The sequence below is a fragment of the Streptomyces flavochromogenes genome, from assembly GCF_000717595.1.
Taxonomy (GTDB): Bacteria; Actinomycetota; Actinomycetes; order Streptomycetales; family Streptomycetaceae; genus Streptomyces; species Streptomyces flavochromogenes.
This window is the reverse complement of sequence record NZ_JNZO01000005.1, coordinates 65,936-83,325: the sequence shown is the minus strand read 5'-3', so window position 1 is coordinate 83,325 and position 17,390 is coordinate 65,936. Positions and strand designations below refer to the sequence as shown.

Below are 17,390 nucleotides of genomic sequence, written 5' to 3'. Positions count from 1 at the left end.
ACTGTGCGGCGCCCCGCGCCGGTGGCGCCCTCGGCCTGCCGACGCACGGCGATAGGGTTATCCGGTGGGAGCACTTCGAGGTGGGTGGACCGTATGAGTGACGGCAGTTCCTACGGGAGTCGTCCGGATTACCTTCCGGACTTCGTGAACGACCCCCGTGACGATGACGGCCGGCAGGTCGTGAAGCTGGATTTCGCGGAGAACAGCGCACTGGCGGCGGCGACGTTGAACAGATTTCCGGCTGCTTCCGGCGACGTGCTCGACTTCGCGTCCGCTCCGTTCGACGACCGTCTCTGGTGGGACGACGAGGAGGACTGGACGAGGATGGCGGCGGAGCTGCTCTCCCCATACGTACAGCGGGGTGAGCGGGTCGCCGTCATCTGGGGCAACTACGTGATGCCGGCCGTGACCATGCCCGCGGAGGTCGCGGTGCGGCATGCGCGGGACATCCTGGACGCGCTGCCGCACTTCTGGATCCACCCGCTCGGTAGTGCGGTGCTCATCGAATGCCTCACGGACGGACAAGTGACGGTCGCGACGATTCCGTCCAGCTGACTGCAGACCCCGCGAGAGCGCCTCGCCGAGGAAGAGAAGTGAATCCATGACCGCATCAGGTGTTCCCACCGCTGGGCGGGTGACGAAGGAGTGGGCCGCGGAGTTTCCGGGTTTCGACGCCTGGAAGTCCTTGCACCTGCTTCGCCGGATCGGCCCGGTCGTGCAGGGCATCTGCCTCGACCGGACGACAGGTGACGACGGGTATCTTCCGACGGTGCATGTCCATGCGCTGACCAGGGAGTTCCCGGTGGTCTCCCTGATGCTGGGGCAGCGTTCGGCTCGCCCTTCAGGAATGCCCGATCCGGTTCTCTTCGCCCGGCACGAGCGGGACTTCGCCCACGCGGTCGGCGCTCTGCGGGAGCAGAGCCGACTGCCGCTCGACGAGCTCCCGTCGATCGACGAGATCGTGCGGCAGTACCACGCGGAGGCTCGGCGGCGTCTGGAGAAGGGGCACGGCGCCGCCGTTCCGGAGATGGAGGACAGCGTCCTCGTCGCAGCGGCGGCAGGCAGGGACGAACTGGCGGGAGAGGGACTGGTCCTTGCCAGGGAACTCAGCGCGTCCTGGCCCAAGTCGTCGATGCCGTTCGACTGGCCCGGCTCGGACGCGTGGCTCGACGGTCTCGCCGTCCGTGCCGGCGACCGCGAGTCGCTTCTGTCCGTGGTCCGTGGCCAGGCGATCGCGCACAAGCTGGGAAAGATCCGGGATCACCTGGCGCCTGACGGAGTACGCCATGACCGACTGGCCTGACGAGATGCGCCGCATGCGGGCCGCCAGGGAACGCGTGCGGGCAGCGGACACGGATGAGCTCTGGCGCTTCGAGGAGCCGCGTCCGCCGGCGGACGCGGATCGTCTCCGCGAGGTGGCCGGGAGGCTCGGGCACGAGCTCGACCGCGCGTACGTGTCCTTCCTCCTCGCCGCCGACGGATGGCCCGCTCTCTTCCAGGACATCGACGTCTTCGGCACCGGGGAGCTCCTCGGCTCCCCGGCCATGGAGACGGCGCGGATGCTGGTGGACTCCATGGAGCCCGACGCGCTGATGCGCTCCGGACTCGCTCGTGACGCCCTCCTGCCGATCGCCGCGTCGACGACGACGATCGACTTCTTCGTGATGCCCGTGATGCCCGTGATGCCCATGGCGCCGGGAGATGTCGTGGCGCCGGTGATCTGGATCGCCGGTGCGGAGGTCGAGAGGTACCCGTCGTTCCCGGACTTCTTCCGGCACATGATCGGTATGAACCTGGAAGAGGCGGAGGTCCTCCGCGCGGAGAACGACGGCTGACGGTCGGCTCAGGCGCCGGCGTGGAGTGTGCCGTCGTCGCGTGCGTCGGCGCGGCGTGCGTCGAGGGACGCCCTCGCCGCTTCGGCCACGTCCGCCCGGGGACCCGCCGCGCAGGACGCGAGGAAGACGTCGGCGCGCTTCCCCGGCCAGTTCGCCGCCGCGACCGCGGCCCAGTAGCGGAGGCCGTCGTACGGGTCCAGCGGGTCGAGGACGTCCAGGATCCGGCCGACGGTCGTGGGGGCGGGAGCGCCGCCCAGGGTCGCGGCGGCCCGGAGAGCGCCGTCGGTCAGGGACGGATCGGCCTGGTCCAGGCACCACTCCAGGGGCGCCGCCAGACCCTCGTCGAGGCTTCGCAGCCGGACGATCGCCTCTCCCAGGGCCGAGTGCACCGCGTCGTCCTCGGTGGGACGCAGGGCCAGTTCGGTCAGGAGGCCGATGGCCGGGCGGTGACCGCACGCTCCGAGGGCGATGGCCATCTCGTACGTGGTCTCCCAGCTCCGGCGCACGTCCGCCTCCCGGCGGAGCGCGTCGAGCAGAGCCGGGCCCGCGGCCCCGTCGGCCAGGGCTCCCAGGCGCCTCGCGGCGGACCGGCGCTTCGCCGAGGTCTTGTCGCCCAGGCGGGCGACGGCCTCCTCCAGGGTCAGCGCCACGTCCGTCCTCCCGCCTCGGTCCTCCCGCCATTCTCGCCCGTCAGCCCGTCAGCCCGTCAGCCCGTCAGCCCGTCAGCCCGTCAGCCCGTCAGCCCGTCTTGGCCCAGTCGCCGCAGCCCGAGGACTTGAAGTACGCGTCGGAGGCGCCGACCTTGACGATGGCCGTGCCCGTCACGTTGTCGTTCGCCAGGATCGAGTCCGTGCCGTGGCTCGCGTCCTTCGAACGCTCCCAGTAGCACTCCGCGTCCTTGTTGCCCGTCGACTTGTACGTGCCCGGGGCGATGTCGACGCCCACCTTGAACATGCCGCCGTCGCCCTTGAGGGTCGTCCCGGGCGTGCCCTTCGCCTTCGCGTCGACGGCCTCCCAGGTGCCGCAGCCGGAGGACTTGAAGAGCTTGTCCGAGGCCTTGATCTCGACGTACGACGTGCCCGTGACGTTGTCGTTGGCGAGGATCGAGTCCGTGTCGGCCGAGGCGTTCTTGGCGCGCTCCCAGTAGCAGCCGGCGTCCTTGTTGCCCGTGGAGCGGTAGAGGCCCGGCTTCACGTCGGCGCCCACCTCGAAGTCCCCGTCGCCGTCGATCGTGACGGCCTTCTTCTCGGGCGCCTTGGACTCCGGGGCCTTCTTGTCGCCGCCCTGCTTCGCGGGCTGCTCCTGCTTGGCGTCCGTCTTGGGGGACTCGGTGTCGCCGCCCCCGCCCATCGCCGCGCCGATCGCGATGACCGCGACGACCGCGCCGGCGGCGGTGAGGACCTTGTGGCGGGCGAACCAGTTGCGCTGCTGCTGCTGAGACATGGCTGTGGCACCTTCCGGGCGCTGTGAGGGCTCCGCTTTCGGGACTCCGTGTTCCGATGGAGTAATCACAGCAGAGACTGTGAACCGAGTCAACACCGTTCACGCGTTCTGATTCCGATCACGTCGTGAACCGGTTCGAGCGCTATGCTCGGTGTGTTCACGCACGGACGAGGGGAGACGGACAGGTGCCCGAAGAGAGCACGGCAGAGGTCACCGCCGCCGGCATCGCCCGGCTCGCCGGGGTCGGCAGGGCCGCCGTCAGCAACTGGCGCCGGCGCCACGCCGACTTCCCCAAGCCCGTCGGGGGTACCGAGACCAGCCCTTCCTTCTCCCTCGCCGACGTCGAGCAGTGGCTCCGCGACCAGGGAAAACTCGCCGAAGTGCCGCTCCGTGAGCGCGTCTGGCAGCAGCTCGCCGCCCACCCCTCCGGCACCGTCGCCGGCCTCGTGCACACCGGCTGCGCCCTGCTCCTCCTGCGCGCCCGCCCGGGCGCCTGGACCGAGCTCGCCGCGCTCCCCGACGACCGCCTCGGCGAACTCCTTCCCGGCGTCTTCGAAGAGGTCCTCACCGCCCGCTTCGGTCTGCCCAGGTCCGTTCACACCCCCACCCCGGCCGAGACGCTCCCCGCCGTGCCGCTGCTCCGCGCCGCCGTCGAGCTGGCCGCCGAGCTGGGCGGCCCCCGCCAGGCCTTCGAGTTCCTGCTCGGCCGCCACCTCGACGCCAACCCCCGCCAGTACACGCTCACCCCGCCCCCGCTGGCCGAGCTCATGGCGGCCCTCGCCGTCGCCGCGGCCCCCGAGGGCCGCCCCCTCGCCACCGTCCTCGACCCGGCGTCCGGCACCGGCGGCCTGCTGCGCGCCGTCCCGCACCCCACCGCGCTCTACGCCCAGGACGCCGACCCCGACCTGGCCGCCCTCTCGGCACTCCGGCTCGCCCTCCACGGCGACGCCGACATCCGCGCCGCCACCGGCGACACCCTCCGCGCCGACGCCTTCCCGTCCCTGCACGTCGATGCGGTCCTGTGCCACCCCCCGTTCAACGAGCGGACCTGGGGCCACGACGAACTCGCCTACGACCCCCGCTGGGAGTACGGCTTCCCGGCCCGCACCGAGTCCGAGCTTGCCTGGGTGCAGCACGCCCTCGCCCGGCTCCGCGACGGCGGCGCCGCCGTCCTCCTCATGCCGCCCGCCGTCGCCTCCCGCCGCTCCGGCCGCCGCATCCGCGCCGACCTGCTGCGCCGCGGCGCCCTCCGGGCCGTCGTCGCCCTCCCGGCCGGCGCCGCACCCCCGTACGGCATCCCGCTCCACCTCTGGGTCCTCGTCCGCCCCGGAGCCGACCAGCGGCCCCCGGCGGAGACCCTGTTCGTGGACACCGCCGGGCTCGTCCCGGACGCCGGCCGCGACAGGCTCCCCTGGACCACGCTGCGGAACACGGTGCTCGACGCCTGGACCGGCCGCGGCGGCGAGGAGTCCGTCGCCCGCGCCGTCCCCGTCATCGAACTCCTCGACGACGAGGTCGACCTCGCCCCCGCCCGCTACCTCGCCGCCCCGGCCGCCGGCGGCACCGCACCCGAACTCGCCGCCGTCCGCGACCGCCTGGACGAGACCCTGCGCCGCACCCAGGGCCTCACCCCCACCCCCGTGCCCGCGCGCCCCGCACCCCGCCCCCTCACCACCGTCGGTGAACTCGCCCGCACCGGCGCCCTCCGGCTCCGTACGGGCGGCTCGGGAACGGCCCCCGCCGGCGCGGGCGTACCCGTCCTCACCGAGCACGACGTCCTGTCCGGCGGAGCGCCCTCCGGCACCCTCCCCGCCGGCGGTCCGGGCGAGGGGCGCGAGGAGCCCGTCCTCGTCATCGAGGGCGATGTCGTCGTCCCCGTCCTCGGCGGCGGCTCCGTCGCGCGGGTCGTGGACGCCGCCACCGCGGGCGCGGCACTCGGCCGCAACCTCCAGCTGCTGCGGCCCGAACCGGCCGCCCTCGACCCCTGGTTCCTCGCCGGATTCCTGCGCGGCACCGCCAACAACCGGCAGGCCAGCAGCTTCGCCTCCACCGCGACCCGGCTCGACGTGCGCCGCCTCCAGCTGCCCCGGCTGCCCCTGGCCGACCAGCGTCGCCACGGCGCCCATTTCCAGTCGCTCGCCGAGTTCGAGGAGGCCCTGAGGCTTGCCGCCCGGCTCGGCGAGCAGCTGGTCCAGGGGCTGTACGACGGTCTCGCGGACGGAAGTGTGGAGCCCGCGTGAAGGCCGTCATACTCTCTTGGTCCGACTTGGTCCGATCAACCGCAGAGGCCTGATCGTCCGTCCCGGGGGAGCGTCGTATGTACGGTCAGGTGCCCACACCCGCGGCCACGCCCGCACCCGCGCCGCCGCGTGCCACCGGCCCGTCGGCGGCGACGATCACCGTCCGGGTCCTCATCACGGTCCTGGTGGTCCTGTCGCTCGGCTTCCTCGCCTGGGTCGCCATGCTCCGGATCGCGATCATGCGGCGCACCGGGCGTGACTGGGCGCTCTTCTGGGCGCAGTTGGTGCTGAACATCGGGTGTGTGGTGCCGCTGGAGCAGCGCTTCGCCGACACGTGGATGAACACCGTCGGCATGATCGTGCTGCTCGTGCAGATGGCGATCGTGACCTGCTACTTCCTGGTGGTCGACATCCGTCACCACCAGCCGGCGCCGGTCGTGATCATGGTTCCGACCCCGTCGCCCCACCTGCCTCAGCAGCCGCAGTCGTACCCGTACGGCACGCCGCCGCCCGGGTATGCCACGCCGGGTCACGGCTACCCGCCCGCCGCCGTCACGGCCACGGGTCCGGTGCCTGGCCAGGCCCCGATGCCGGGCCCGGTCCAGGGGCCGGCCCCGGGTCCGTACGTCCCCACCCCGCCCCCGGGCCAGGTCCCGCCGCCCCTTCCCGGCCACGCCCCCCGCATCGACCAGGTCCGCGCCGAGCTGGACGAGCTCAGTGACCTGCTGCGGCAGACCGGGGAAGACGACGGTCGGGCGTGAACGGGCGGGTGATCGGCGGGCGTTACGAGCTCGCCACCGTCATCGGGCAAGGCGGCATGGGCCAGGTCTGGACGGCGTACGACCGCAGGCTCGACCGCAGGGTCGCGGTGAAGCTGCTCCGGCCCGCCACCATGACGGGCCCGGCCACCGCCGCCGACGAGCTGCGCCGCCGTTTCGTGCGCGAGTGCCGGGTGACCGCGCACGTCGACCACCCCGGCCTCGTCACCGTCCACGACGCGGGCAGCGAGGGCGAGGACCTGTACCTCGTCATGCAGTACGTGGGGGGCGCCGACCTCGCCGACCACCTCGCCGAGCACGACCCGTACCCCTGGGAGTGGGCGGTCAGCGTCGCCGCGCAGCTGTGCGCCGTGCTCGCGGCCGTCCACGCCGTACCGATCGTGCACCGCGACCTCAAGCCGCGGAACGTGATGGTCCGCCCCGACGGGTCCGTCGTCGTCCTCGACCTCGGGGTCGCGTCCGTCCTGGACAGCGACACCACCCGCCTCACCCACACCGGTTCGCCCATCGGCAGCCCCGCCTACATGGCGCCCGAGCAGGCCATGGGGGGCGCCGTCGGACCCTCCACCGACCTGTACGCGCTCGGCGCGCTGCTGCACGAACTCCTCAGCGGGAACGTGCCCTTCGCCGGGTCCACGGCGCTCGGTGTCCTGCACCGCCATCTGTACGAGCCTCCCGTACCGCTCCGTCAGCTGCGGCCCGAGGTCCCCGAGCCCCTCGAAGCGCTCGTCCTCCGGTTGCTCGCCAAGGACCCGCGGGAGCGGCCGCCCGGCGCCCACGAGGTGTACGAGCAGCTGCTGCCGCTGCTCCCCGCGCGCGGGGCCCCGGCCGGGCCGATGGACCCGACCCGGCCGTTCCTCCGCCCGCACGCACCCTGGCCGGACCGCCCGGCGGCGACCGCACCGGCGGCGCCGACCACGCCGGTACGGACGGCCGCGCCGGTCGTTCCGCCGCAGGCTCCGCCGCCGCCCCCGCAGGTGCCCACTCCCGGAATCGACCCGAGGGCCTCGTATCCGCCTCCGGCCCCGACCGCGCCCGCGCCTCCCACCGCCCCCGCGCGCCCCGATGTCGCCGCCGCCGTCGACGAGGTCAAGCGGCTGCTGGGGGAGGGGGCGCTCACCCAGGCCGTCGACATGCTCGGGGGGATCCTGCCCGCTGCCGCGGCCGAGCACGGCGAGCGGTCACCGGTCGTCCGCATCCTGCGCAAGCAGTACGCGTCCACGCTGATGGACGACGGCCAGTACCGGCGCGCGCTGCCCGAGTTGCGCCGCCTCGCGGCCGACCGCGACGCGGAGGCGGGGCCGGCGGATCCGCAGGCTCTTCAATTCCGTTATGACGCCGCCCTGTGCCTGGAGCAGCTGGGGGAGACGGCTGCCGCGCTGACCGAGTTCCGCGCGGTCCTGCCGTACTACGAGGGCGATCCGGCCCGTGCCTTCGACATCCGGCAGCGGATCGCGCTGCTCCTCGTCGCGACGGGGGAGCACGCGGCCGGACAGGAGCAGCTCCAGCGACTGCTGTTCGACGCGGAGCGCGCGTTCGGCCCGTATCACCCGCTTCCGGCGGAGTTGAGGCGGGTGCTGGAGCACCAGCGTCAGCTGGGGCCGCGCTCCTGACGGAGCGACAGAGTCACGACTCCACAACTGATCGGCCAATGGATCTCCTTGATCCTTTTTGCCCTTTTTGGCGCATGTAGCGTTCGCGTCAGATCATGTTCACGTCCCCAAGGAATCCCTCATGACGACGCCGCCCGCGCCCCTCACCCCCGAGCAGCCCACCGCTCCGGAGCAGCCCGCCCCCGCGAAGAAGGGCAGCCGCATCCTGAAGAAGGTCGGCGGTGTCGTCCTCGCGATCGCCATCGCCCTCGGCGTGAAGCTCGGCCTGCCGTACCTCACCGGCGACGCCCCCGTGCACGCCAAGGCCGGCGAGTGCGTCACCGTGACGGGCCCGGACAACGACCCCAAGGTCGACACCACGGACTGCTCCTCGGGCAAGGCCGACCTGTTCAAGGTCGTCAAGGTCATCGACAACACCTTCGACGTGAACCAGTGCGGCGCGGAGCTGTCGGCGCTCGCGCAGCAGCTGGAGTCGGACAAGTTCGTGCTGTGCCTGGAAGAGGTCCCCGCGAAGTAGTTCGCACGCACCCGCACGTCCGGAAGGGCCGGAACCCCGCAGGGGTTCCGGCCCTTCTCGCATGCCGCGCCCGGCTCGCCGGCTACGGCCGGCCGGCGGGCTTCGGGTTCGTTCGGGCGGCCGTCGGACCGGCCCCGGGTGTCGACACGGCGCCCTGCTCCGGACTCGCCCCGGGCTTCGGCGCCGCCCCCGGCTTCGGACCGCTCCCGGGCGGCTGCACCGCCCCCGGCTCGGGTGCCGCACCAGGTCCGGTGACCGAAGGGGCGACGGGGGAGGGGGTGGGCGTGACCGGGGATTCGCCGACGCCGGGGGGCCGGGCGGGCGGCGCCGGAGTGGGGGAGACCGTGCCGGCGGGAACGAGGAAGAGCAGGTACGCCGCCGCCACGGCCGCGGCGGCGGCGACCGCCCCCAGCGACGCGAAGGCGATCCCGCGCACCCGCCGCAGCCCCCAGCTCCGCCCCTCCGGAGGCTCGTCACGGCGCAGGTCCCGGTAGGTGACGAGGGCCGCGCGGGCGGCGAACGCGGCGCGCAGCCGCTCCTCGGTGACGGTGAGGGGGTCCTCGGCGCGCGGTCTCATCGGCCCGCCTCCAGCTTCTTCTCCAGAGCGTCGAGCGCGCGGCTCGCGGTCGACTTCACCGTGCCGCGCGAGAGCCCCAGGGTCTGCGCGATCTGCGCCTCGGTCAGCTCCGACCAGTACCGGAGGACGAGGACCTCGCGCTGGCGCCCGGTCAGCTGCGCGAGCGCGTCGAGCACGTGCCGGTGCTCCTCGGCGAGCAGCAGCCCCTCGTCGACGGGCGGCTCGGAGACCGGGTGGGGCGGGGTGTACGCGCGCGCGGTGCGGCGTCGGCGCAGGACGGAACGGGCGGCGTTGACCACGGCGGTGTGCAGGTAGGCGCCCGGGTCCTGGAGCCCGTGCAGCGAGGTGCCGTACGTCCGGCACACGGCGGCGAACGCGTCCTGGACGACGTCCTCGGCGGTGTGCAGGTCGTCGACGAGGAACAGCGCGAGCCGCACCATGTCGAGCCGCCGGGCCCGGTACAGCTCGGTGAGGGTGGGCGGCGGCCCCTGGTCCTCGGGGGCGTCCACCGCACGCAGATGCCGTCCCCGTACGGCCCCGGAGGCGTCGTCGACCCGGGTCCGGGTCCGGGGCATACGGGCGAGCAGCCGGGCCCACCAGGGCGACGGCCGGTCTGTGTGTCCGGGGACGGGTATGGCGTACGACAACTGCACGGTCCTCGATCCGTTGCGGGGCGGAGGGGGCGGCCCGGCCGGACCTGCGCAGGCCCGGCCGGGCCGCCCGCTCCTCGGTGCTACCGCGTGCCGTTACTTCTGGACGCGGGGCGCGGCACCGGCCGGAGCCGGGACGGGCGCGGGGCGGGTCGCCTGGTCGGCGGCGGGCGCGGCGGCAGGCGCCGGGCGGGTCACCTGGTCGGCGGCCGGCGCGGGCGCGGGCGTGGCGGCCGGGCCGGGCTTGCCGGGCGCGACGACCTTCGGGGCGACTCCCGGAGCCGGGGCGGCGACGGGCTGGGCCGCCGGGGCGGGCCTGCTGGGCGCGGCGGTCTTGGGGACGGCCTTGGGGGCGACGGCCGGAGCGGGGGCGGCGGCCGGAGCCGCCGGGGCGGCGTCCGGGGCCGAGACCTTCGGCGCGGCAGGCGCGGGCTGCGGACCCGAGTCGGCGATGGCCTGGGCGGCGAAACCACCGCCGCCGAGGAGGAGCGCGGCACCGGTGATGACGCCCAGGATGCGGGGGCGGGGGCGGAAGTTCCGCTTGGCGTGGCTGGACATGAGGTTCTCCCGAGAATGGGAACGGACACGGTCGGGTGGATCGGTGAAGGGCGCCTTCACACCACCAGACGTGCGTCACCCCGCGAGGTTGCGACCGGCCCCGGGAAAGTTTCCGCCGGACTCGGCGACGGACGGCCGACCCGCGCGATGGACGCCACCTCGCGCCCCGGCCTCGCGCACCCGCCGGCCGGCCCACCCGTCAGCCGGTCGTTCCTGGCGGCCCTGGAGACGCTGTACGACCGGTCCCTCTGCCCCGCGTAGCGGCTCCCTCGCGGTGCCGGGGCCCGTCCGGGGTCCCGGTCGGCGGGCCGGTAACCCGGTGCGCGTCCCCGGGCGCCCGCATAGTCTCCCCCTCATGTCCCTTGAGATGAACGAGGCCGTACGCGGCCTGCTCGACGCCCCGCACATGGCCGTGCTCGCCACCCTCAACCCCGACGGCGCCCCGCAGAGTTCGGTGGTGTGGGTCAGCCGCGACGGCGGAGAGCTGCTGATCTCCACCACACAGGGCCGGCGCAAGGCGCTGAACATGGTCCGGGACCCGCGGGTCGGCCTGACCGTCTTCGACCCCGCCGACCCCGATCTGTACGTCGAGATACGTGGCACGGCCACCCTCACCGAGGACACCGGCCGGGCGGTGGCGGTCCGCATCGCCGAGGAGTACCTCGGTCCCGGCGGCGGCAAGGAGTACGCGGAGGCTCCGGCGGAACAGGTCCGCGTGGTCGTCCGCATCACGCCGACCAGGATCCTCGGCAGCGCCACCAGGGTCGCCGACTAGGACCGGTCCGGGGCGGTGGAGGTGTACTGAGCGGCGTACTCCTCGGTCGGCGGGGTCGTGGTGATGACGTCGATCAGTACGCCGTCGGGCGCGCCGAGGATGAAGTGGCGCTGACCGAACTCCTCGGTGCGGAGGGGGAGGAGCTCGGGGAGGCCGGCCTCCCCGATCAGGCGGCGGTGCTCCGCGTCGACGTCCTCGACCTCGAAGTTGAGGAGCAGGCCGCCCCGGGTCGGGACGCGGTGGCCCTCGGGGAGTGTCGGGTGGTTGTGGTCGAGGAGGGCGAGCTCGTACCGGGTCGCGTCGGGGCGGTGCAGGCTCACGTACCAGTCGGCCTCGAAGGTCGTCGCGAAGCCGAGGTGGCGGGTGTAGAAGTCGCGGGAGGCGGCGACGTCGCGGGTGCAGATCACGGGGTAGAAGCTGCTGAGTCGTCCGGTCTTCACGGGGTGGCTCTCCCTCGTCGTGCGTCGCTCGCTCCGATTTCACATACTCGGGGTATGTGAGTGATGAGAGCCAACATACCTTGGGTATGCGAAATGGGAAGGGTGGTGTACGGCGATGCCGGACGGGCAGGCGGCGGGCGACCGGGCGGCGGGAACCAACGGCGCCCAGGGCCTCCGGGCCCAGCAGCGGGCGGCGACGCGGCGGGCGCTTCTCGCGGAGGGGCGGAGACGGTTCGCCGAGGACGGGTACCACGGGGTCGTGCTCGCGGAGGTGGCCCGGGCGGTGGGGGTCACCAAGGGGGCGGCCTACCACCACTTCGAGAGCAAGGCGGGGCTGTTCCGGGCGGTGGTCGCCGAGGTCCAGGGGGAGTTGGGGGACCGGGTCGCGGCGGCGGCCGAGGAACAGACCGACCCCTGGGAGCAGCTGCGCGCCGGCTGCCGCGCCTTCCTGGCGGCCGGTTCCGACCCGGCCGTACGACGGATCGTGCTGGTCGACGCGCCGACGGTCCTGGGGTGGGAGGAATGGCGCGCCCTGGACGAGGAGTCCTCGGCGCGGCACCTGACGGAGGCGCTGGAGGGGCTGGTGGAGGCGGGTGTCGTCGCCGACCAGCCGGTGGAGCCGCTGGCGCGGCTGCTGTCGGGCGCGATGAACGAGGCGGCGCTGTGGCTGGCGAGGGGCGAAAGCGCCACGTCGGCGGAGGCGCTGGAGCGGACGGTGGCGGCGCTGGACGGGTTGCTGACGGGAATCCGTCGCGCGGGGGCGTGAGCGCGAGGCGGAGCGGGTGGGGCCCTTGAGGCTTCCCCTCCGGCCCTCCGGCCCTCCGGCCGGCGGTCAGCGGGCGTAGAGCTCGCGGGCTCGGGCCGGGTCGACGGGTGTCCCGTCCTCGGGCACGTACAGGAAGTGGTCCCGCTGCCAGGTCTGCGTACGGCCGGCCTGTCTGTTGGTCGTGGTCACCCAGGGCGGGTACACACGGAACCCGCGCTTCCCTCCCGACCCCTTCTCCGAGACGACACCGTGGCGGCGCAGCACCCCCACGGGGAACACGAACTGCCCGAAGCGGCCCGCCTCCCGGTCGTCCCGGCAGCTGACGACGACGAGGTCGATGCCGTCCGCCGTGTCGAACGGCGTGATCGGCCCGGCCGGCGACCTCTTCCACACGGTGACGAACTGGCCGGACTTGGTGGGCGTCGTCCTCGCCACCCGGAACCGGACGGAGCGGCCGCCGACGGTGAACGCGTGGGCGGCGTAGTCGGCGGACTCGGGCTCCGGCACCGCCTGCGAGCAGGCGAGACCGCAGGGCCCGAAGACGAGCGCCCGCGCGGCGAGGAGATCTCCGTGGGGGTCGGTCATCGCGTGCGGGCGACGTCGGCCGCGGCCTCGACGAGTTCGTGGTCGACGGCGGGGTCGGACGGGCGGGGTGCGTTCGGGGCGGGAGGCTGCTCGTGGGGCACCTGGGCAGGCTAACGGGCGGCTGAGGGCCGGTCGCACCGGTGGCCGTGCGAACATGCCCCGGTGCGTGAACTGAGTGAGTTGATCGAGGTCGAGGACCCGGCCTGGCCGGTCCTCGGCGAGAAGCTGCGGGCCGCGCCCGTACCCGTGGACGTGCTGGACGCCGACGCGGCGCGGGGCGCGGCCGCGCTGCTGCGGACGCAGGTGACCGTGCGGTCGTTCCTGGGGGCGTTCCTCCTCCACAGCGGCGGGGCGTTCGTCGACGACGGCTGGCTGCGGGTGTACGGCAGCCCGGCCGCCGGCAACGACCGGCGGCTGCCGTCGCTCGCGCAGGTCAACGAGTTCCCCGCGGACGAGACGGCCGATCCGGAGTGGCGGCCCGACGCGGGGCTCGTCGTGGCCCACGACGTACTCGGCGGGGTGTTCGTCCTCCAGGGCGGGCCCGCGGACCGGGTCGGCCTCCCGGGGCAGCCCGGCGAGATGGTGTACTTCGCGCCGGACTCGCTGAGCTGGGAGGCGCTGGGCGCCGGATACGGGGCCTGGCTGTCGTGGATGCTGTCCGGCGGCACCGAGGAGTTCTACGAGGGGCTGCGCTGGCCCGGCTGGCAGGACGAGGTCCGTCGGCTGGACGGGGACCGGGGGCTCACCCTCTATCCGCCGCTGTGGTCGGCGGAGGCGCACCAGGACCTGGCCGCGACCAGCCGCCGCGTCGTGACGATGAGGGAACTCCTGGATTTCGAGCGGGAGACGAGCGTGGGGCTGGACGAGAACGACCCGGGTTTCCTGGGGAACGTATGAGCGCGGGAGAGGGGAGCGGGGTGACCGCACGTACGGTACGGAGCTCCCGACTCGACCTCCTCCCGCTCGCCGTCGCGCACGCCGAGGAGATGGCGGAGGTCCTCGCCGACCCCGCCCTGCACGCCTTCATCGGCGGCGCCCCGCTGACGCTGCCCGAACTGCGGTCCCGGTACGAGCGGTTGGCGGACGGCTCGCCGGACCCGACGGTGGTCTGGGGCAACTGGGTGGTCCGCCTCCGTGCCGAGGACCGGCTGACCGGGACCGTACAGGCGACGGTCACGGAGGGCGGACGGGTCGCGGAGGTCGCCTGGGTGATCGGCACGGAGTGGCAGGGCCGGGGCATCGCGCGGGAAGCCGCCCAGGCCCTGGTGGCCCTGCTGGTCGAGCAGGGCGCCCGCACGATCGTGGCCCACGTCCACCCGGGCCACACGGCATCGGCGTCCGTCGCCACCGCGGCCGGCCTCACCCCCACGGACCGGGTGGAGGACGGCGAGGTCAGGTGGGAGCGGCGGGTGCCGAGCCGCCCGTGAGCCGGAGCGTCTCTCCTCAAGTCTTCCTCAGAGAAGTCCTGTTGGCGCCCGGAGACCTCGGGGTGTGACCTAACGTCGCCGGTCGGGGCAGTTCGACCACGGGGAGACCGATGATGACCGGAATACGCACGTATCTGTTGACGGGGGCCGCGCTGGGGCTTCTCTCGATCGGGGCCGTCGGGTGCACCGACCAGGGGCCCGCTCCGGCATCCGCCCCGCCCGCCGCGTCCACGTCCGCGGCCACCGGTGGCGGTACGGCGGCGGCAGCGCAGGAGAAGCGCGTCAAGGGCGCCCTGGACACGGTCTCCCTGGACGCTCCCGAGTTCGTGGAGTCCGGGACGGAGCGGGTGGAGGACGGGGTGCACCACCGCTCCCGGCTGACGAAGGGGTCCGCCTACCAGCTGGCCGTCGTCTGCGTCGGCGAAGGCGCGGTCGTACCGGTCGTCGGCGGCGAGGAGATCAAGACCGTGCCCTGCGACGGCGTTCCCCTGCTGCACCGGATCACGAGCGCGCCCGGCGAACTCCCTCTCGCCGTCACCGGCCGGGCCGGTGCCTCGGGCGCGGTCGGCTGGCGCATCGTCGAACTCACGGGCTGAGCCGGGCCGCTCCCTCCGCCCTCCGTCCGGTCCTGGCGCCGAGCCACAGGGACGCGGCGAGCAGCAGCGTGCCCGCCGCTCCCGCGGCCAGCCCCGCCCGCAGGCCCGGCGGGCGGAAGTCGCAGATCACGGTCGTCGTCCCCGGACGGACGTCGAGGGCGAGCAGACCGCCGTACGAACCCGCCTTCGCGCCCTGGCACCGCCAGCCCGCGATCCTCGGGACGGCCACCACCGCCGTGCCCGTCACGCCCGGCGGGAGCGTGGCCGTCAGGCCGTCGGAGCGGACGTCGATCCTCGTCGCCGCCCGGGCGCGGAGCCCCGCCACGGCCGCGCGCAGGCGGTCGTGGTCCAGGCACGCGATCTCGGCGGTCCCGCCGGGCGGGACGTCGGGCTTCGCCCCCTGCCGCTCCTGCACACCCAGGGACGTCAGCGCCGCCCGCCGCTTCGGCCGGCCGCCGAGCAGCCGCGTCTCGTACGTGCCCAGGCGGGCGGTGCCCGTCGCGTCCTGGGCCCAGAGGAAGACCTCCGTGCCGACACGGCACGCGCCGTCCGCCCCCGGAGCCTCGTACACCCGCGTGCCCAGCAGGAGTTCCTGATTGCGGAAGGGGGACCTGCCGTACGCGGGGGCCGGGCCCGGCGGCCGTACCGTCACCAGCGGCAGTGGCGGCGCCGACGGCTCCGCGCGGACCACCGCCCCGTCCCGCCAGCGCGCCCCCACCCCGAACAGCGCGTCCGTCACCGGGTTGTCCAGGCTCAGCAGGTTCCGGCCCCGGGACGTCCAGCCGCCGCCCAGCGCGGTCAGGGTCTCCGTCAGGACCGCCGGGGTGTGGCTGCTGTAGTACGCGGCGCCCTGGCCTCCCAGGAGCAATGGATCGTTGCCCGCGACCCGGGGCAGCCCGGAGTCCGTGCGGTACGCGGGCCAGCCGTCCGCCTCCGCCAGAGCAACCGCCCGGCGCTGCTGCTCGGCGCCCCACGGCGGGTAGTCGTCGAGCCGGACCAGCCGCTCCCGGTCGGCGTACGAGGTCGTCGCCGCCGCCTGGCCGACCACGGTGCCGACGACCAGGAGCGCGGCGAGCACCCCGTACCGGCCCCGGCGCGGGAGCAGCAGCGCTCCCGCCACCGCCACCAGGCCCACGGCCGTGAGGACGAGGGCCCAGGAAGTGAGGAAGGGGCTCGGGAGCGAACCCAGGGACAGGGCCACGACCGCCGTCGTCCCGCCGAGCAGTGCCCGGCGGCCCGGGAGGCCGTGGGCGAAGCCGGTCCACGCGGTGAGGACGAGGACGCCGGAGAGGACGAAGGTCTGGCGGTACGGGCTGCCGTTCGGGGTGGCGAAGGCGTGCCACACGAGGTGCGTGGGACCCCATTGCATCGAGGCCAGCACCGCCACGCACAGGCCCGCCCACGGCCACCGCTGCCGGCCGGGGATCTCGCGGCGGAACAGCAGCGCGGCGACGAGCAGCAGCACCGCCGTGGAGACGAAGGCCGCCGGGGTCGAGAAGCTGTATGTCACGGGGAGCAGCCGGGCGAGGACGTCCGTGGCGGGCGCCGGGTCGAACTCCCGCACCAGGCCCGGGTGGGCGTGACGCGAGCCGAGGAGGACGGGGGCCAGGACCGGCGCCGCGAGGGCGATCCCGATGCCGGTCGTCAGCCCGGCCCGCAGCAGCGTGCGGACGGCACCGCGCCCCGCACCGCCGCCGGCGCCTGAGCCCTCCCCCCGCGGCGGGTCCGTCGCCGGGTCCGCCGTCGCGAGCCGGACCGCCAGGACCAGCGCGGCCCCGATCGTCGCCATGTACGCCGTGTAGAAGTTCGCCACCCAGCAGACCGCGACCACCAGCGGCCCGAGGAGCGGCCGTTTGTCCTCCCGTACCCACTCGGCCACCAGGCAGAGCAGCGGGAAGGCGATCAGGCCGTCCAGCCACATCGGGTTGTACGTTCCCTCCGCGAGCGACCAGCCGCAGAGCGCGTACGAGGCGCCGAGGACCGACGCCCACCACCAGGTGCCGGGGCCGAGGCGGCGCAGCAGGTACGTCATGGCCGCCGCGGCGACCGCCGTCTTCAGGACGGTGATGCCGTACACCGCGTACTCGATGTCCCCGCGGGGGAAGAGCGCGACCAGCGGCGCGAAGGGGCTCGACACGTAGGTGCCGTAGTCGGGGAGGAAGCTGGTGCCCCAGCCCGCCTGCCAGTCGAGCAGCAGACCGCCGTCCGCCCGGCCCCTCAGCAGGTCCCACAGGTGCGCGTGGAACGGCACGAACTGGTTCGCGAGGTCGTTGACGGCCCGGTGGCGCGGCCCGAAGGGGAAGATCCGGGCGACGGCGTCGCCGCCGCAGACGGCGAGCACGGTGAGGAGCGCGGCGAGGAGCGGGGAGCGAGGGCCCCCGGCCGTGAGGCGGGTCGCGGTGCCCTTGGCGGCGGGTGTGAGGGCGGGCGGCGTGGAGCCCTGTGTTCGAGTGGCGTTCGGCATGACCCGTCGAATATGCCAGCGTCCGACCGGGGAAATCCTTTCCCCGCGACCCCGTTCACTCAATGGTCGCCTGAACGCCATCCATGGGGACCGGCTGCGGACGGGACGCTCCCGCGGGGCGTACG

General features: G+C 74.1%; 20 protein-coding genes. 12 read left to right on the top strand and 8 right to left on the bottom strand.

Features of this window, described 5'->3' with window-relative positions; translation table 11 throughout:
- Window positions 1–93: 93 nt before the first annotated feature.
- Genes IF00_RS0106810 through IF00_RS0106800 form a run of 3 tightly spaced genes read left to right on the top strand, consistent with a single transcriptional unit; the run spans window position 94 to window position 1,835 of the window.
- Window positions 94–555: a hypothetical protein gene (locus tag IF00_RS0106810; RefSeq protein ID WP_030315322.1), complete on the top strand. Its 462-nt coding sequence runs from the start codon at window positions 94–96 to the stop codon at window positions 553–555.
- Between the two features lie 46 nt (window positions 556–601).
- Entirely contained in the window at window positions 602–1,303 is a 702-nt protein-coding gene (locus IF00_RS0106805) for a hypothetical protein (RefSeq protein WP_158710437.1), read from the top strand.
- Window positions 1,287–1,835, top strand: coding sequence for an SMI1/KNR4 family protein (locus IF00_RS0106800; RefSeq protein WP_030315317.1), 549 nt, complete (start codon window positions 1,287–1,289; stop codon window positions 1,833–1,835). Before IF00_RS0106805 ends, IF00_RS0106800 begins: the two co-directional genes overlap by 17 nt.
- An 8-nt stretch (window positions 1,836–1,843) precedes the next feature.
- Here the strand turns inward: IF00_RS0106800 and IF00_RS0106795 are convergent, their stop codons facing one another.
- Together IF00_RS0106795 and IF00_RS0106790 are read right to left on the bottom strand one after the other, a co-directional pair.
- On the bottom strand, window positions 1,844–2,485 hold the full coding sequence (locus IF00_RS0106795; protein WP_051819935.1) for a hypothetical protein: 642 nt from the start codon (window positions 2,483–2,485) through the stop codon (window positions 1,844–1,846).
- A gap of 88 nt (window positions 2,486–2,573) precedes the next feature.
- On the bottom strand, window positions 2,574–3,278 hold the full coding sequence (locus tag IF00_RS0106790) for an Rv1352/Rv1906c domain-containing protein (RefSeq protein ID WP_030315313.1): 705 nt from the start codon (window positions 3,276–3,278) through the stop codon (window positions 2,574–2,576).
- Between the two features lie 185 nt (window positions 3,279–3,463).
- Here IF00_RS0106790 and IF00_RS0106785 point away from each other — a divergent pair, with 185 nt between their 5' ends.
- The 4 genes from IF00_RS0106785 to IF00_RS0106770 all read left to right on the top strand — a co-directional run bounded on the left by IF00_RS0106785 (window position 3,464) and on the right by IF00_RS0106770 (window position 8,427).
- Complete coding sequence (locus IF00_RS0106785) at window positions 3,464–5,518, top strand: N-6 DNA methylase (RefSeq protein ID WP_030315311.1); 2,055 nt, start codon at window positions 3,464–3,466, stop codon at window positions 5,516–5,518.
- Window positions 5,519–5,595: 77 nt separating this feature from the next.
- Complete coding sequence (locus IF00_RS45560; RefSeq protein ID WP_051819933.1) at window positions 5,596–6,279, top strand: hypothetical protein; 684 nt, start codon at window positions 5,596–5,598, stop codon at window positions 6,277–6,279.
- Window positions 6,276–7,910, top strand: coding sequence for a serine/threonine-protein kinase (locus IF00_RS0106775; RefSeq protein ID WP_030315307.1), 1,635 nt, complete (start codon window positions 6,276–6,278; stop codon window positions 7,908–7,910). Before IF00_RS45560 ends, IF00_RS0106775 begins: the two co-directional genes overlap by 4 nt.
- A 121-nt stretch (window positions 7,911–8,031) precedes the next feature.
- Window positions 8,032–8,427 carry an LppU/SCO3897 family protein gene (locus IF00_RS0106770; RefSeq protein ID WP_030315304.1) on the top strand — a complete coding sequence of 132 codons (396 nt, stop codon included), beginning with the start codon at window positions 8,032–8,034 and terminating at the stop codon, window positions 8,425–8,427.
- 82 nt (window positions 8,428–8,509) lie between these two features.
- Here the strand turns inward: IF00_RS0106770 and IF00_RS45555 are convergent, their stop codons facing one another.
- From IF00_RS45555 to IF00_RS45550, 3 genes are all read right to left on the bottom strand, one after another.
- Window positions 8,510–9,004, bottom strand: coding sequence for a hypothetical protein (locus IF00_RS45555; protein WP_051819931.1), 495 nt, complete (start codon window positions 9,002–9,004; stop codon window positions 8,510–8,512).
- Entirely contained in the window at window positions 9,001–9,657 is a 657-nt protein-coding gene (locus tag IF00_RS0106760) for an RNA polymerase sigma factor (RefSeq protein WP_030315300.1), read from the bottom strand. The genes IF00_RS45555 and IF00_RS0106760 overlap by 4 nt, the downstream gene beginning before the upstream one ends.
- 93 nt (window positions 9,658–9,750) lie before the next feature.
- Window positions 9,751–10,212, bottom strand: a complete 462-nt coding sequence (locus IF00_RS45550; RefSeq protein WP_030315298.1) for a hypothetical protein — start codon at window positions 10,210–10,212, stop codon at window positions 9,751–9,753.
- Between the two features lie 355 nt (window positions 10,213–10,567).
- Between IF00_RS45550 and IF00_RS0106745 the strand changes: the two genes are divergently transcribed.
- Window positions 10,568–10,987, top strand: a complete 420-nt coding sequence (locus IF00_RS0106745) for a PPOX class F420-dependent oxidoreductase (RefSeq protein ID WP_030315294.1) — start codon at window positions 10,568–10,570, stop codon at window positions 10,985–10,987.
- Here IF00_RS0106745 and IF00_RS0106740 read toward each other — a convergent pair.
- Window positions 10,984–11,427, bottom strand: coding sequence for a VOC family protein (locus IF00_RS0106740; protein WP_030315292.1), 444 nt, complete (start codon window positions 11,425–11,427; stop codon window positions 10,984–10,986). The two genes, IF00_RS0106745 and IF00_RS0106740, sit on opposite strands and share 4 nt — an antisense overlap.
- 115 nt (window positions 11,428–11,542) lie before the next feature.
- Here IF00_RS0106740 and IF00_RS0106735 point away from each other — a divergent pair, with 115 nt between their 5' ends.
- Window positions 11,543–12,193, top strand: a complete 651-nt coding sequence (locus tag IF00_RS0106735; RefSeq protein ID WP_051819930.1) for a TetR/AcrR family transcriptional regulator — start codon at window positions 11,543–11,545, stop codon at window positions 12,191–12,193.
- Between the two features lie 66 nt (window positions 12,194–12,259).
- Here the strand turns inward: IF00_RS0106735 and IF00_RS0106730 are convergent, their stop codons facing one another.
- Window positions 12,260–12,778, bottom strand: a complete 519-nt coding sequence (locus IF00_RS0106730) for a MepB family protein (RefSeq protein ID WP_030315288.1) — start codon at window positions 12,776–12,778, stop codon at window positions 12,260–12,262.
- 162 nt (window positions 12,779–12,940) lie between these two features.
- On the opposite strand from IF00_RS0106730, the gene IF00_RS0106720 reads away from it, so the two are divergent.
- The 3 genes from IF00_RS0106720 (at window position 12,941) to IF00_RS0106710 (ending at window position 14,801) form a co-directional block, all read left to right on the top strand.
- Window positions 12,941–13,675, top strand: coding sequence for a DUF2625 domain-containing protein (locus IF00_RS0106720; protein WP_030315286.1), 735 nt, complete (start codon window positions 12,941–12,943; stop codon window positions 13,673–13,675).
- Entirely contained in the window at window positions 13,672–14,205 is a 534-nt protein-coding gene (locus IF00_RS0106715) for a GNAT family N-acetyltransferase (RefSeq protein ID WP_030315285.1), read from the top strand. Before IF00_RS0106720 ends, IF00_RS0106715 begins: the two co-directional genes overlap by 4 nt.
- Before the next feature lie 113 nt (window positions 14,206–14,318).
- Window positions 14,319–14,801 carry a hypothetical protein gene (locus tag IF00_RS0106710; protein WP_030315283.1) on the top strand — a complete coding sequence of 161 codons (483 nt, stop codon included), beginning with the start codon at window positions 14,319–14,321 and terminating at the stop codon, window positions 14,799–14,801.
- Here IF00_RS0106710 and IF00_RS0106705 read toward each other — a convergent pair.
- Window positions 14,791–17,265, bottom strand: coding sequence for a YfhO family protein (locus tag IF00_RS0106705; RefSeq protein WP_030315281.1), 2,475 nt, complete (start codon window positions 17,263–17,265; stop codon window positions 14,791–14,793). The two genes, IF00_RS0106710 and IF00_RS0106705, sit on opposite strands and share 11 nt — an antisense overlap.
- Window positions 17,266–17,390: the final 125 nt, after the last annotated feature.

Bases quoted from the DNA above. Each gene is read 5' to 3' on its own strand.
- IF00_RS0106730 (WP_030315288.1), bottom strand. From the start codon at position 12,778: ATGACCGACCCCCACGGAGATCTCCTCGCCGCGCGGGCGCTCGTCTTC.
- IF00_RS0106705 (WP_030315281.1), bottom strand. From the start codon at position 17,265: ATGCCGAACGCCACTCGAACACAGGGCTCCACGCCGCCCGCCCTCACA.
- IF00_RS0106810 (WP_030315322.1), top strand. From the start codon at position 94: ATGAGTGACGGCAGTTCCTACGGGAGTCGTCCGGATTACCTTCCGGAC.
- IF00_RS0106800 (WP_030315317.1), top strand. From the start codon at position 1,287: ATGACCGACTGGCCTGACGAGATGCGCCGCATGCGGGCCGCCAGGGAA.
- IF00_RS0106745 (WP_030315294.1), top strand. From the start codon at position 10,568: ATGTCCCTTGAGATGAACGAGGCCGTACGCGGCCTGCTCGACGCCCCG.
- IF00_RS45555 (WP_051819931.1), bottom strand. From the start codon at position 9,004: ATGAGACCGCGCGCCGAGGACCCCCTCACCGTCACCGAGGAGCGGCTG.
- IF00_RS45550 (WP_030315298.1), bottom strand. From the start codon at position 10,212: ATGTCCAGCCACGCCAAGCGGAACTTCCGCCCCCGCCCCCGCATCCTG.
- IF00_RS0106790 (WP_030315313.1), bottom strand. From the start codon at position 3,278: ATGTCTCAGCAGCAGCAGCGCAACTGGTTCGCCCGCCACAAGGTCCTC.
- IF00_RS0106715 (WP_030315285.1), top strand. From the start codon at position 13,672: ATGAGCGCGGGAGAGGGGAGCGGGGTGACCGCACGTACGGTACGGAGC.
- IF00_RS0106770 (WP_030315304.1), top strand. From the start codon at position 8,032: ATGACGACGCCGCCCGCGCCCCTCACCCCCGAGCAGCCCACCGCTCCG.
- IF00_RS45560 (WP_051819933.1), top strand. From the start codon at position 5,596: ATGTACGGTCAGGTGCCCACACCCGCGGCCACGCCCGCACCCGCGCCG.
- IF00_RS0106735 (WP_051819930.1), top strand. From the start codon at position 11,543: ATGCCGGACGGGCAGGCGGCGGGCGACCGGGCGGCGGGAACCAACGGC.
- IF00_RS0106805 (WP_158710437.1), top strand. From the start codon at position 602: ATGACCGCATCAGGTGTTCCCACCGCTGGGCGGGTGACGAAGGAGTGG.
- IF00_RS0106710 (WP_030315283.1), top strand. From the start codon at position 14,319: ATGACCGGAATACGCACGTATCTGTTGACGGGGGCCGCGCTGGGGCTT.